The organism is Bacteroides faecis (assembly GCF_020091505.1).
Lineage (GTDB): Bacteria > Bacteroidota > Bacteroidia > Bacteroidales > Bacteroidaceae > Bacteroides > Bacteroides faecis.
Genome location: NZ_CP081916.1, coordinates 437092 through 451496, shown reverse-complemented (window position 1 = coordinate 451496; position 14405 = coordinate 437092). Strand labels below are relative to the sequence as shown.

The following is a 14405-nucleotide window of genomic DNA, read 5'->3' as shown; positions in this document are numbered from 1 at the left end:
TTGTTTCTTGAACTGTTGGAGGATGTATCTCTGTGTGAGACATACATTCTCCAATATTTTACGGTTATCTTGAAGAATGAAATTTAGAGTGAATAGAATAATCGTTATTGAAATATTTTCTTTTTCTTTGTAGAAAGAAAAATCATTGACTCTTATGGACAATTATCAACCGGCTACTGGTCGTTATGATCAGATGAAATATAAGTATTGTGGTAAAAGCGGATTGCAACTGCCTCTTATTTCTTTAGGATTATGGCACAACTTCGGTAGTGTTGATGACTTTGCCGTGGCAACGGATATGATTAAGTATGCCTTTGATCATGGGATCACCCATTTTGATCTGGCAAACAACTACGGTCCTGTTCCGGGGAGTGCCGAAGCAAACTTCGGGCGAATTCTGAAGGAGAATTTTCACGGTTACCGGGATGAAATGATAATTTCCTCCAAGGCCGGACATGATATGTGGGCGGGGCCTTATGGCGGAAACAGTTCCCGTAAGAACCTGATGGCAAGTATCGATCAGAGCCTCCGTCGTACGGGGCTGGAGTATTTTGATATTTTCTATAGCCATCGCTATGACGGAGTCACTCCGGTAGAAGAAACGATTCAGACCTTGATCGATATTGTCAGACAAGGAAAAGCACTGTATATCGGAATCTCTAAATATCCTCCTCAGCAGGCACGGTTTGCTTATGAAATGATGGCAAAAGCGGGTGTTCCCTGTCTTATCAGCCAGTATCGTTATAGTATGTTCGACCGTGCAGTTGAGGCTGAAAATCTTCCGCTGGCTGCCGAATATGGTTCCGGCTTTATAGCCTTTTCTCCTTTGGCACAAGGATTACTCACGGATAGGTATTTGAATGGTGTCCCCGAAGGTTCGCGTGCGGCACGTTCTTCTACTTTTCTCCAACGTTCGCAGGTGACACCTGAAAAAGTGGAGGTCGCCCGGCAATTGAATGAAATCGCCCGTCGTCGTGGGCAAACACTGGCAGAGATGGCATTGGCATGGGTGTTGAGAGACGAACGGATGACATCGGTGATTGTAGGAGCTAGTTCAGTAAATCAGCTGGCTGATAATTTGCAAGCTTTAAACCATCTGGAGTTTACTGCTGAAGAATTAAATGAGATAGAGCAAATACTTTCATCGTACAAATCTTACATAAAATAATATGTTCTGACATTCTTGAAGAGAAAAACAATAAATAGGGAAATATTTATCAATGCTCTCCGGTTTTGCGCTTAAAAAATATGCATAATAAACATCTTTTTAAATAGAATGATCATCCCTTTTAGCCGTTTAATCATAAACAGATATTTTGCGTAAAAACGCCAATAATAATTTTATATATATTTGTGACCTATATCTTAATAGATAAGAATATTAACTAAAATTATTGTGTATGAAAAAGTTTATAATGAGGTCCAGTTTTGCGCTGGTCATGTGTTGTCTGCTTTTTGCAGCGTGCAGTAAGGATGATAATACGGATGTAAACACCGCATCCGTCACTGGATATTGGGTTTGTTATTATCAGTGTTGGAGTGAGGATGGCGAAACATGGGAGAGTAACTATAATGGTGATGACTATTACATTAACTTCAGTAGTCACTTGGCAGATGGTAAGTATGAGGGGGATATAGACAGTGGTAGCGACCAACTTTTGGAACTGATGGGACATTACTCTTTTGCCTGGACTATATCTGGTAACAAAATCAAAGTTGCATTGAGTGATAGTTGGACTGAAGAATGGCAGGTCAAATCTCTCAAAGGTGATGAGATGACACTTCAATGGAAAGACGAAGAAGTTGACTATACAATTATTGCTAAATTTAAAAAACAACCTGAGTAGTTAATATGAATTTGGTTAATAATGGGAAGAAATAGAAAAAATAGAGAAAGTATGATTGCATCGGTGTTCTTGCCATTCGTGCAAAGAGCATAAGACCAGATAGTTATTTGTTCTTGAGATGTGTATAGATAAAAATAGTATGATTCATGCAGGACGACTTATTGAACGCACACTTCACGACCAAGGGCGTACGGTCACTTGGTTCGCTGAACAATTGTGTTGTACACGTCCAAATGTCTATAAAATATTTCAGAAAGAAAATATTGACATTCATCTCCTTTGGCGTATCTCCTGTATTCTCGAACATGATTTTTTTCGTGACCTCTCTGATAGCATTGATGTTCGGGTTTCTTTGAGTGTCTCCAAATAGGACACAGTTTTGTATCGCTCTTGGAACTATGTTTTTCTCTACAAGTATACTCCTTTAGCATATCTTTGCGCTGTATTAACATATAATCACAAAAGAAAATGAAAAAGCTATTTCTAATTATCATGCTGGCTTTTGGTTGTGCAATCGGGACATATGCACAAAAGACTGTCTTCAAATTTCGTGATGCACAGGCACGTGCAGGAGATGCAGTGACTGAGGTTTGTGTGAAACCCACAGTTGTTGAGGTGAAAATACTCGAAGAAAAAGGGCGTATAAAGGATGAATGGACACTGAGCAAAGAAGAAGTGGAAGTTGCCATGAAAGGGGAACTTGATAATATCCGTGCATGGGGAACTTATTTGTCCACTATCAAGAATGACTGTGATGTGATCATGGGAGCTACTTTTAAGATAGAAGACGATGAAAAATCGGGAGGATATACGGTTACGGTCGTAGGTTATCCGGGAGTGTTCACAAACTGGCATACTGCTACGACAGAAGACTACGAATGGATACGCATTCAAAAACTTTCGGGTGCTGATGATAGAACGAAAATAGCCCCCGTTATAAAGAATAAGAATTAATAACTAAAAACATAGACAATAATGAAAAAAGTATTATCAATTGTTGCTGCGCTTTTGTTGTGCGTAGGAACACAGGCACAGATTGTATCATCCAGAAGCACAATCGTTAAGACTCAAAAGCAAGCTAGTAATACACAATGGTTCTTGCGTGCAGGCGTGAACATGATGAACCTTAGTGGTGACGGAATTGATGGAACAGATTCAAACATCGGTTATAATGCGACATTAGGCTATCAGAAGTCATTGGGTGGTGCAGGAGCTTATTGGGGAATGGAGTTCGCTCTTGGTTCTCGTGGATTTAAAGTTGACGACATGAAATGTATCGCACACAATGTTCAATATTCACCGTTTACTTTCGGATGGAAAATCGGAGTAGCAGATAATATTAGTATTGATCCGCACTTAGGAGTTTTTGCAAGTTATGACTATACCAGCAAAATGAAAGAAGATGGAGAAAGCATTAGCTGGGGAGATTTTGCTGATGCTCTTGAAGTAGATTATAATCATTTCGATGCAGGTATGAATATTGGTGTAGGCGTATGGTACGACCGTTTCAATCTGGATCTTACTTATCAGCGTGGATTCATTGATGTATTTACCGATGCTGATGGCATTAAGACTAGCAACTTTATGATTCGTCTGGGTATCGCTTTTTAATTGAAACAACCTTTTTAAGCATATAAATTTCAGCATTCACGTCTTTTCTATAAAAAGAAAAGAAAGTGAATGCTGTTTTCTTAAAATAACAGAATATGATAACAAGACTGAGACTTTTGGCAATTGTATTTTTATTGGGTGGGATATTACCCTCTTTGATTGCACAAACTTTTACAGAACAAAAGAAAACTTATCCGGTCAGTGCAGATGGTAGTAAATATGTAGTCAATGGATTCATTCCTTTCAGTCCGATGAGTGATGAAAATATTTATGCCAATGCTCTGTTATGGACTATCAAAAACGTCTGTTCCGTACAGCGTGAGGGAATAACGGAAGTAAGCGTTCCTGCCAAGAGTTTTAGTTGCAACCTGGTGCTTACTTCTCAAGCGGATGCAAAACAAAAGAATACATATTATTGTACAGCTCAGTTTCAGGTAAAAGACGGAAAATTGGTTTACTATCTTTCCAATATTCAGATAGAATCATTGGTTGTTGTAATGAAGAAATTGACTCCGATGGAAAAACTACAGCCGGAGAAGAGGACTTCTCATAAGGAAACAATGGATGATTTTGTGCATATAGAATCGCAAATGCTGAATAAGATGTTTGACTTTGTTAGTACTAACCAACTTTCTCCTATCAGCCACTGGAATGAGATAAGCATCGGAAAACCGGTAAAGGGCATGACAGAAGATGAATGTTTGCTGGCTTTTGGTAAACCACAGACAGTTTCAGAATCAAATGGAGAGGTGCAGTGGATGTATTCTAGTTCTTTTTATCTTTTTTTCAAGAATGGACATGTAGAAACAATCATAAAGTAAAATTGATACTCCTTTCCGGCTCTCGCATTCTTTTGTTTGTAAAGAGGGGGGAAGGAGTTTCTTTTAGAATTGTGATTTTTACTCTGTGAAATCTCACTTTTGTTTATTCCGTAATAATTCGAAATAGCTACATAGACCCGTTATCTGGAATTAGATATATACCTAATTCTTTTGGACTGTCTCATTTATAACTTGAATTCAGCGAAAGATGAGTTTTTTCATCTTCTTCTCTCTAAAATTATATTTCTACACGATATTCTCAATCAACTGTCTCATTTATGACTTGAACTTAGGATTTCTCTCCAAGTGAATTAAACATAGATTTTGCTCCCATGCTCTCACTTTTTGCTTGTATCGGTTTATTCATCGTTGTTACAGCTGTGATAGCAGCTGTGGTAGCAAGTGTGGTAGCAGGCATTTGCTCTCACTCTATATTCATGCTTTAATACACATTTTTCTTGATGTTGTAATCTTGTATTCAGTATGTTAACCTCTTATCTGTCAACTATTAATAATTGACGTCCCATCTGTTAATAATTGATATATCAGGTATTAAGATCTGATACTCCCTCTATTATTGTGTGATAAATGCTTTTTTCGCTTATGTCCATACTCCTGTTCTTCCTAAGAGAACAGGTTAATCGGGACATTGTTATGGTCGGGTTGGTTGAATCGTGCGGTACTTTTACTCCACTCGTGCGTTCATTTCACTCCAATCATGCGTTCCTCCTTATCCACTCATGCGGTCCTCTGCTCCCGTCTCCGGTTGTTTCCTGAAGTTTCTTGCCTCTTGAAACTCCAGTTCCAGATGGTTTGAAACTTTAGTTTCCCCTGCTTGAAACAACAGTTTCCTCCGCTTGAAACTTTTAGTTTCAAGGTATGAAACTATTGTTTCCAATGCTTGAAACTAGAGTTTCTCCTATATGAAACCTTTGTTTTCCCCGCATGAAACTAATCCCTTGCCTGCATCCCCGTATTTCTTTATCGCTATCAGTATACTTTCGGAGTTTCTTCTTTCCTTTCAGCCGCCACTTTCCCATGAACACCCCTTGAATATCTGCGGTAATCTGTTCCCCAAAAAGTGACAATACGCTCACATGCTTTTCCTATTGTCACCCTGTTATCACCTCTATTATCACCTTATTGTCACTCTTAATCCATTGATAAATAACAGTTTGACTTGAAAAGTGACAAGTGACAATAGAAAAACCCTTTTCCATGAGAGTTTCTTCTCCGCTTTTAGTCCATCCATACTGTCTTCATGAATGACTCACCGCTATCCTTCCCTTCCTTCCTGTTGAAATCTGTTCCCTTCGCGCCCGCATCCGCGTGTGTGAATATAATAAGGTGTGTCCCTTTCCCCCTTTCTGCCATCCCCGGTAAATTTATGTTCTACAACATCCTTCTGAATCAGCCCCTTAGCATGGATATCCAAAAATAATTCAAAAAAACAGTCCGATAAGTTTGGAGCATAAACTGAAAGCTACTACTTTTGCACCCGCTTTCCAAGAGAAGAAAGCCTTGATAAGTTGACTTAGTGTAAAAGCGTACGGCAGCTTAAAATAAGAACAAAAAAACTTCCGGAAAGTTTTGGATGTTATTGAATAAAGTTCTTATCTTTACAGTCCGATTCGCAAAGAAACGCGGTTTGTTTTTCTTCTTTACCTTCTTTCCCTTTCGCAAGAGAGCCTGAGAAACGATATAAAAAGAAAAATTAAAAAAAACTTCCGAAAACGTTTGGCAATTAAAATAAAACCCCTTACCTTTGCACCCGCTTTTGAAACGAAAGCAACCAAGTTCTTTGAAATATTGATAAACAATACAAGTAGTACAAGAAAAAATAGAACCGTCAATGCTTGTTGGATGCATAGCAGTATGTATCTGATGACAGGTATTAATGAAGTCAATAAATTGTACGGCATCCTGAACAGAGCAAATACCATTCTTTCATAGGAATGATAACAATACTTTTACAATGAAGAGTTTGATCCTGGCTCAGGATGAACGCTAGCTACAGGCTTAACACATGCAAGTCGAGGGGCAGCATTCCAGTTTGCTTGCAAACTGGAGATGGCGACCGGCGCACGGGTGAGTAACACGTATCCAACCTGCCGATAACTCGGGGATAGCCTTTCGAAAGAAAGATTAATACCCGATGGCATAATAGAACCGCATGGTTTGATTATTAAAGAATTTCGGTTATCGATGGGGATGCGTTCCATTAGGCAGTTGGTGGGGTAACGGCCCACCAAACCTTCGATGGATAGGGGTTCTGAGAGGAAGGTCCCCCACATTGGAACTGAGACACGGTCCAAACTCCTACGGGAGGCAGCAGTGAGGAATATTGGTCAATGGACGAGAGTCTGAACCAGCCAAGTAGCGTGAAGGATGACTGCCCTATGGGTTGTAAACTTCTTTTATATGGGAATAAAGTGGTCCACGTGTGGATTTTTGTATGTACCATATGAATAAGGATCGGCTAACTCCGTGCCAGCAGCCGCGGTAATACGGAGGATCCGAGCGTTATCCGGATTTATTGGGTTTAAAGGGAGCGTAGGTGGACAGTTAAGTCAGTTGTGAAAGTTTGCGGCTCAACCGTAAAATTGCAGTTGATACTGGCTGTCTTGAGTACAGTAGAGGTGGGCGGAATTCGTGGTGTAGCGGTGAAATGCTTAGATATCACGAAGAACTCCGATTGCGAAGGCAGCTCACTGGACTGCAACTGACACTGATGCTCGAAAGTGTGGGTATCAAACAGGATTAGATACCCTGGTAGTCCACACAGTAAACGATGAATACTCGCTGTTTGCGATATACAGTAAGCGGCCAAGCGAAAGCATTAAGTATTCCACCTGGGGAGTACGCCGGCAACGGTGAAACTCAAAGGAATTGACGGGGGCCCGCACAAGCGGAGGAACATGTGGTTTAATTCGATGATACGCGAGGAACCTTACCCGGGCTTAAATTGCATTTGAATAATCAAGAAATTGGTTAGTCGTAAGACAAATGTGAAGGTGCTGCATGGTTGTCGTCAGCTCGTGCCGTGAGGTGTCGGCTTAAGTGCCATAACGAGCGCAACCCTTATCTTCAGTTACTAACAGGTCATGCTGAGGACTCTGGAGAGACTGCCGTCGTAAGATGTGAGGAAGGTGGGGATGACGTCAAATCAGCACGGCCCTTACGTCCGGGGCTACACACGTGTTACAATGGGGGGTACAGAAGGCCGCTACCTGGTGACAGGATGCTAATCCCAAAAGCCTCTCTCAGTTCGGATCGAAGTCTGCAACCCGACTTCGTGAAGCTGGATTCGCTAGTAATCGCGCATCAGCCATGGCGCGGTGAATACGTTCCCGGGCCTTGTACACACCGCCCGTCAAGCCATGAAAGCCGGGGGTACCTGAAGTACGTAACCGCAAGGAGCGTCCTAGGGTAAAACTGGTAATTGGGGCTAAGTCGTAACAAGGTAGCCGTACCGGAAGGTGCGGCTGGAACACCTCCTTTCTGGAGTGATGCCGTTACAATGACTTTCATCGGTTCTATAATTGTACTACTGGTACTTGTTTATTTATAACATATAGATCAACCATCTATAGAAGTATAGATAGAGATAAACAAGAGAAATAAAGAAGCCGAGTCTAACATATCAGGTAGACAAGGTTGAACTAGTCCTATAGCTCAGTTGGTTAGAGCGCTACACTGATAATGTAGAGGTCGGCAGTTCAACTCTGCCTGGGACTACTTCGAGAAAGAAAATGAAAACTGCAGTGATCGGCATATATCCTTTTCCTGCGTCCTTGTTCATTCTTCTTTATCTTCGGGGGATTAGCTCAGCTGGCTAGAGCATCTGCCTTGCACGCAGAGGGTCAACGGTTCGAATCCGTTATTCTCCACCATCTCTGAACATAGAGAAACGATCTTTGACATGATGTACAAAAAGTAAAATTTAGTAAAGAGCTAAAAGTATATATCGAACCGTACGTAACAGATATGGTACATGGCTGTTGAGAATGCAGAAGCATTTTCGAAATTCCATTCTCCATCATCGGTTAAGTAAGTTTGAAAGAAAGTAAGCAAGGGCGCATGGCGGATGCCTTGGCTCTCGGAGGCGATGAAGGACGTGATAAGCTGCGATAAGCTCTGGGTAGGTGCAAATAACCTTTGATCCAGAGATTTCCGAATGGGACAACCCGGCATTCTGAAGGAATGTCATCCATCTTTGATGGAGGCTAACGCAGGGAACTGAAACATCTTAGTACCTGTAGGAAAAGAAAATAATAATGATTCCCCTAGTAGTGGCGAGCGAACGGGGAATAGCCCAAACCACCCATGTTACGGCATGTGTGGGGTTGTAGGACCACGATATCGCAAGACATCTGATGAATAGAATCCTCTGGAAAGTGGAACCATAGACGGTGATAGTCCTGTATATGAAGTCAGATTAAGCGTAGTGGTATCCTGAGTAGCGCGGGACACGAGAAATCTTGCGTGAATCTGCCGGGACCATCCGGTAAGGCTAAATACTCCCGAGAGACCGATAGCGAACCAGTACTGTGAAGGAAAGGTGAAAAGCACTTCGAACAGAAGAGTGAAATAGTCCCTGAAACCGTGCGCCTACAAGCGGTCGGAGCTGCGTAAGCAGTGACGGCGTGCCTTTTGCATAATGAACCTACGAGTTACTTTTTCCGGCAAGGTTAAGCATCTTGAGATGCGCAGCCGAAGCGAAAGCGAGTCTGAACAGGGCGTCGAGTCGGAAGGAGTAGACGCGAAACCAAGTGATCTACCCTTGGTCAGGTTGAAGGTTAGGTAACACTAACTGGAGGACCGAACCGATAAGCGTTGAAAAGCTTCCGGATGAACTGAGGGTGGGGGTGAAAGGCTAATCAAACTTGGAGATAGCTCGTACTCCCCGAAATGCATTTAGGTGCAGCCTTGTGAGTTACTAATGTGAGGTAGAGCGACTGATAAGATGCGAGGGCTTCACCGCCTATCAAGTCTTGATAAACTCCGAATGCGCATTAGTTCTATCACAGGAGTGAGGGCATGGGTGCTAAGGTCCATGTCCTAAAGGAGAAGAATCCAGACCATCAGCTAAGGTCCCGAAATAAACACTAAGTTGAACTAACGAAGTCAGATTGCTAAGACAGCTAGGATGTTGGCTTGGAAGCAGCCATTCATTTAAAGAGTGCGTAACAGCTCACTAGTCGAGGAGTTTGGCGTGGATAATAATCGGGCATCAAGTGTTTTACCGAAGCTATGGGATCCGTAAGGATCGGTAGGGGAGCATTCCACTCAGCGTCGAAGGTGAAGCGTGAGCTTTGCTGGAGCGTGTGGAAAAGCAAATGTAGGTATAAGTAACGATAAAGGGGGTGAGAAACCCCCTCGCCGAAAGACTAAGGTTTCCTGATCAACGCTAATCGGATCAGGGTTAGTCGGGTCCTAAGGCTCAGCCGAACGGTGAGGCCGATGGCAGAACAGGTTAATATTCCTGTACTACCTTAAGGAGTGACGTGGAGACGGAGGCGTGACAGCGCCGCGGACTGACGGAATAGTCCGTTGAAGGGTGTAGATGTTGATTATCCCAGGCAAATCCGGGATAAGAGTCGAACCTGATAGTATGGAGCGTTCTTCGGAACAATCCAATAGTGCGTGTAATCATACTCCCAAGAAAATCCGCTAAACTTAATCCTTAAGGTACCCGTACCGCAAACGGACACACGTAGTCGGGTTGAATATACTAAGGCGCTTGAGTGATTCACGGTTAAGGAACTAGGCAAATTGACCCTGTAACTTCGGGATAAAGGGTCCCAACGAGAGTTGGGCGCAGAGAATAGGTCCAGGCAACTGTTTAACAAAAACACAGGGCTGTGCGAAATTGAAAGATAATGTATACAGCCTGACACCTGCCCGGTGCTGGAAGGTTAAGAGGAGATGTCATCGCAAGAGAAGCATTGAATTGAAGCCCCAGTAAACGGCGGCCGTAACTATAACGGTCCTAAGGTAGCGAAATTCCTTGTCGGGTAAGTTCCGACCTGCACGAATGGTGTAATGATCTGGACACTGTCTCAACCGTGAGCTCAGTGAAATTGTAGTATCGGTGAAGATGCCGATTACCCGCGATGGGACGAAAAGACCCCGTGAACCTTTACTATAGCTTAACATTGAATTTGGGTAATTGATGTGTAGGATAGGCCGGAGACTTTGAAGCGCAGACGCCAGTTTGTGTGGAGTCGCTGTTGAAATACGGCCCTTTGATTATTTGAGTTCTAACTCGTTGATACGAGGACACTGTTTGGTGGGTAGTTTGACTGGGGTGGTCGCCTCCAAAATAGTAACGGAGGCTTCTAAAGGTGCCCTCAGGACGATTGGTAACCGTCCGCAGAGTGTAATGGCATAAGGGCGCTTGACTGGGAGACTTACAAGTCGATCAGGTAGGAAACTAGAGCATAGTGATCCGGTGTTTCCGTATGGAAGGGACATCGCTCAAAGGATAAAAGGTACTCCGGGGATAACAGGCTGATCCCTCCCAAGAGCTCATATCGACGGAGGGGTTTGGCACCTCGATGTCGGCTCGTCACATCCTGGGGCTGGAGAAGGTCCCAAGGGTTGGGCTGTTCGCCCATTAAAGTGGCACGCGAGCTGGGTTCAGAACGTCGTGAGACAGTTCGGTCTCTATCTATCGTGGGCGTATGAAATTTGCGTGGCTCTGACACTAGTACGAGAGGACCGTGTTGGACTGACCGCTGGTTTACCAGTTGTGCCGCCAGGTGCATTGCTGGGTATCTAAGTCGGGATTGGATAAGTGCTGAAAGCATCTAAGTACGAAGCCAGCCACAAGATTAGATTTCTTAGGGTCGTTAAAGACGATGACGTTGATAGGATGCAGGTGTAAAGGTGGTAACATCAAAGCCGAGCATTACTAATTGCCCGTCCACTTTCTTCCGGCTTTGTACGGATTGGATATATACGTTTAGCGTATCATTAATATGATATTACTTGAATTTTACTTTTCATCATGTCATAACCTTATTGAATTCATTCAGGTGGTTATAGCACGAGGGTTCCACCTCTTCCCATTCCGAACAGAGAAGTTAAGCCTCGTCACGCCGATGGTACTGCGTAACAGTGGGAGAGTAGGTAGCCGCCGTTTTTAAAGAAGCCCTTCCGGTAGAAATACCTGGAGGGCTTTCTTGTTTTTGATACCTTAGGAATATCCCTTATTTATCTATAAACGTCTTTTAACACATAAAACTCCAAAACATGGGAACAAAACACTTTGTACATTGTTTCAATAATAGAGTCAAAGTTTTATGCTTAAATGATGTGAATAACGACAAACGAATATATTTAATTACTAAATTTGTCGCCGAAATGCGAGAATTCGATATAAACAACTGAAATAAATATCATGAAAGGTTCTGTGAGATTCATATTAGCGCTTGTTCTGCTGATGCTATCATATAGTATGGGTGGAAATGCTATGGATATCACTTCATGTGTTTCTAAGAGTGAAAGCTCTTGCCAGTTGTCGGAATCGAACGCCGATACCAACTCTAATTCTTCATTTAAGACCCGTTCGTTGGGTTTTGACAGATCATCCCAGTCTTTGTCTATTTCCGACGTAGAATTGGGCTTTAAATCAGTTACAGAAACATCTTCTAATAATTATCGTCTGCGTAGAATCATCGAAGCGAATGATTCTCTTAAAGACGTTATGCATAAGTTTTTCTTGTTAAGAGAAAACTCACTTGTATTAGATCAAAGTAAATCCTATTACTCGGATAAGGATCCACATTACTCCATTATCTGTAGCGACTACTATGTGTTCGCTCTAAGACGTATCCTTATTTAGTTTATTACTATTCCCATCTTATTTACTTTTCGTACCCTGTATGAAGCTGTGTGACTTTCATTCTCTTGAAAAGTCACAGGGTCTATAGCGCAGTGTATCTAATCATTTGAAATTTTCTAAATAACTAAAATTAATATCTTAACAAAAAAACTTATTATGGAAACTACTAAAAAGTCTCAGATCGTAGGCATAAAGAATGCCGGTATTGTAATCATCTGCTGTTTCATCGTGGCAGTGTGTATTTATCAGTTCCTGTTGGGAAATCCGTCTAACTTTATGAACAATGATCCTAACAACCATCCATTGAACATGTTGGGTACTATTTACAAAGGTGGTGTTATTGTGCCTGTTATTCAGACACTGTTGTTAACTGTACTCGCTTTGAGTATTGAACGCTATTTTGCGCTTCGTTCTGCTTTCGGTAAAGGTTCGTTGGCTAAATTTGTAGCTAACATCAAGGAAGCCCTGGCTACCGGTGACCTCAAAAAAGCACAAGAAATCTGTGACCAACAACGCGGTTCTGTTGCCAATGTAGTTACTGCTACTTTGCGCAAGTATGAAGAAATGGAAAAGAACACAGCTCTTCCTAAAGAACAAAAGCTGCTGGCTATCCAGAAAGAACTGGAAGAAGCAACTGCTCTGGAAATGCCTATGATGCAGCAGAATCTTCCGATTATCGCTACTATCACCACTTTGGGAACATTGATGGGATTGCTCGGTACTGTAATTGGTATGATCCGTTCATTTGCCGCATTGTCTGCCGGTGGTGGTGCTGACTCTATGGCTTTGTCACAAGGTATCTCTGAAGCCTTGATCAATACGGCTTTCGGTATCTTGACAGGTGCGCTGGCTGTTATTTCTTACAACTACTACACTAACAAAATTGATAAATTGACTTACGGACTCGATGAAGTCGGATTCTCTATCGTGCAGACTTTTGCAGCTACTCATTAATTTGGCGAACCCTTTAAAATCTATTAATCATGGGTAGAGCGAAAATTAAAAAGAAAGATACGTTCATAGATATGACAGCTATGAGTGACGTAACTGTATTGCTTCTGACTTTCTTTATGTTGACATCAACATTTGTGAAGAAGGAACCTGTACAAGTTACTACTCCGGCCTCCGTATCGGAAATCAAGATTCCGGAGACGAATGTACTCCAGATTCTGGTTGATCCGGAAGGAAAAATATTTATGAGCCTCGACAAGCAGCAGGATATGCAGGCTGTATTGGAGAGCATGGGTGAAGAGTATGGCATAAAGTTTACTCCGGAGCAGGAAAAGCGTTTTACACTGGCTACTACTTTTGGAGTGCCCATTAGAAGTATGCAGCAATTCCTTGACCTCCCGGAAGACCAGCGGGACAAAGTTCTGAAGAATGAAGGAATTCCGTGCGATAGCACCGATAATCAGTTTAAGTCGTGGGTGCGCAATGCACGTAACGCTAACGCTGATCTCCGAATTGCTATTAAGGCAGATGCTTCCACTCCATACTCAGTGATAAAGAACGTAATGAACTCACTTCAGGATTTGCGGGAGAATCGGTACAATCTGATTACTTCTCTCAAAGCAGAATCTGAAAATTAAAAGGGAGGAAAGACAATGAGTGCTGAAGTACAAGAGAGCAGCGGAAAGAAAAGAGGTAAGGGCAAGCAAAAGAAAATGACTGTCCGGGTAGACTTTACTCCGATGGTGGATATGAACATGTTGCTGATTACTTTCTTTATGCTTTGTACCACGTTGAGCAAGCCTCAGACGATGGAAATAAGCATGCCGAGTAATGACAAAGATATAACTGAACAACAAAAGAGTATGGTGAAAGCCTCTCAGGCAATTACATTATTGCTGGGAGCTGATAATAAGCTCTATTACTATGAGGGAGAACCTAACTATAGGGATTATACTTCATTGAAAGAGACTACTTACGGAGCAAATGGGCTGCGTGCCGTACTTCTTCAGAAAAATGCTGCGGCTGTTAATCAGGTGAGAGCCTTGAAGCAGCAGAAGCTCGATCTGGAGATTACAGATGACGAATACAAAAAGAAGGTTTCCGAAATTAAGAGCGGAAAGGATACACCGACCGTTATTATCAAGGCGACGGATGATGCTTCTTATATGAATCTGATTGACGCATTGGATGAGATGCAGATATGTAACATAGGTAAATATGTGATAACGGATATTGTCGAAGCCGATGAATTCTTGATTAAGAATTACGATGCTAAGGGAGAGCTGTCACAGAACCTGGCTGATAAATGATGTAACACCTAAAAAA

12 protein-coding genes, 2 tRNA genes and 3 rRNA genes are annotated in these 14405 nt (G+C 42.2%); 15 read left to right on the top strand and 2 right to left on the bottom strand.

The window, feature by feature from the left end:
- Positions 1 to 154: 154 nt before the first annotated feature.
- The 6 genes from K6V30_RS02315 (at position 155) to K6V30_RS02290 (ending at position 4279) form a co-directional block, all read left to right on the top strand.
- The gene (locus K6V30_RS02315; RefSeq protein WP_055269535.1) at positions 155 to 1168 is read left to right on the top strand and encodes an aldo/keto reductase; all 1014 of its coding nucleotides are present in this window, start codon (positions 155 to 157) and stop codon (positions 1166 to 1168) included.
- Positions 1169 to 1400: 232 nt separating this feature from the next.
- A complete protein-coding gene (locus K6V30_RS02310; RefSeq protein ID WP_010535540.1) occupies positions 1401 to 1847 on the top strand; it encodes a lipocalin-like domain-containing protein in 447 nt (148 codons plus the stop codon).
- A gap of 139 nt (positions 1848 to 1986) precedes the next feature.
- A complete protein-coding gene (locus K6V30_RS02305) occupies positions 1987 to 2217 on the top strand; it encodes a hypothetical protein (RefSeq protein ID WP_074759626.1) in 231 nt (76 codons plus the stop codon).
- A gap of 98 nt (positions 2218 to 2315) precedes the next feature.
- Positions 2316 to 2801 (top strand): hypothetical protein, encoded by a 486-nt coding sequence (locus K6V30_RS02300; protein ID WP_029425050.1) that lies wholly within the window; start codon positions 2316 to 2318, stop codon positions 2799 to 2801.
- Positions 2802 to 2822: 21 nt separating this feature from the next.
- A complete protein-coding gene (locus K6V30_RS02295) occupies positions 2823 to 3458 on the top strand; it encodes an outer membrane beta-barrel protein (protein WP_010535537.1) in 636 nt (211 codons plus the stop codon).
- Between the two features lie 95 nt (positions 3459 to 3553).
- On the top strand, positions 3554 to 4279 hold the full coding sequence (locus tag K6V30_RS02290) for a hypothetical protein (protein ID WP_010535536.1): 726 nt from the start codon (positions 3554 to 3556) through the stop codon (positions 4277 to 4279).
- A 289-nt stretch (positions 4280 to 4568) separates the two neighbouring features.
- On the opposite strand, the gene K6V30_RS25170 is transcribed toward K6V30_RS02290, so the two are convergent.
- On the bottom strand, positions 4569 to 4697 hold the full coding sequence (locus K6V30_RS25170) for a hypothetical protein (protein ID WP_255323165.1): 129 nt from the start codon (positions 4695 to 4697) through the stop codon (positions 4569 to 4571).
- 821 nt (positions 4698 to 5518) lie between these two features.
- Complete coding sequence (locus K6V30_RS25165; RefSeq protein WP_258902871.1) at positions 5519 to 5653, bottom strand: hypothetical protein; 135 nt, start codon at positions 5651 to 5653, stop codon at positions 5519 to 5521.
- Positions 5654 to 6251: 598 nt separating this feature from the next.
- Between K6V30_RS25165 and K6V30_RS02285 the strand changes: the two genes are divergently transcribed.
- The 9 genes from K6V30_RS02285 (at position 6252) to K6V30_RS02245 (ending at position 14389) form a co-directional block, all read left to right on the top strand.
- A 16S ribosomal RNA gene (locus tag K6V30_RS02285) occupies positions 6252 to 7780 on the top strand.
- A gap of 163 nt (positions 7781 to 7943) precedes the next feature.
- Positions 7944 to 8017, top strand: a tRNA-Ile gene (locus K6V30_RS02280).
- A gap of 78 nt (positions 8018 to 8095) precedes the next feature.
- A tRNA-Ala gene (locus K6V30_RS02275) sits at positions 8096 to 8172 on the top strand.
- Between the two features lie 167 nt (positions 8173 to 8339).
- Positions 8340 to 11219: ribosomal RNA gene (locus K6V30_RS02270) — 23S ribosomal RNA — on the top strand.
- A gap of 96 nt (positions 11220 to 11315) precedes the next feature.
- Positions 11316 to 11426 (top strand): 5S ribosomal RNA (rrf, locus tag K6V30_RS02265).
- Together the 16S, 23S and 5S rRNA genes with 2 tRNA genes alongside form the textbook arrangement of a ribosomal RNA operon.
- A 258-nt stretch (positions 11427 to 11684) precedes the next feature.
- A complete protein-coding gene (locus tag K6V30_RS02260) occupies positions 11685 to 12128 on the top strand; it encodes a hypothetical protein (protein ID WP_010535535.1) in 444 nt (147 codons plus the stop codon).
- A gap of 156 nt (positions 12129 to 12284) precedes the next feature.
- Positions 12285 to 13082, top strand: coding sequence for a MotA/TolQ/ExbB proton channel family protein (locus tag K6V30_RS02255; protein ID WP_010535534.1), 798 nt, complete (start codon positions 12285 to 12287; stop codon positions 13080 to 13082).
- Positions 13083 to 13111: 29 nt separating this feature from the next.
- Positions 13112 to 13717, top strand: a complete 606-nt coding sequence (locus tag K6V30_RS02250; RefSeq protein ID WP_010535533.1) for an ExbD/TolR family protein — start codon at positions 13112 to 13114, stop codon at positions 13715 to 13717.
- Between the two features lie 15 nt (positions 13718 to 13732).
- Positions 13733 to 14389: an ExbD/TolR family protein gene (locus tag K6V30_RS02245; RefSeq protein ID WP_010535532.1), complete on the top strand. Its 657-nt coding sequence runs from the start codon at positions 13733 to 13735 to the stop codon at positions 14387 to 14389.
- Positions 14390 to 14405 lie beyond the last annotated feature (16 nt).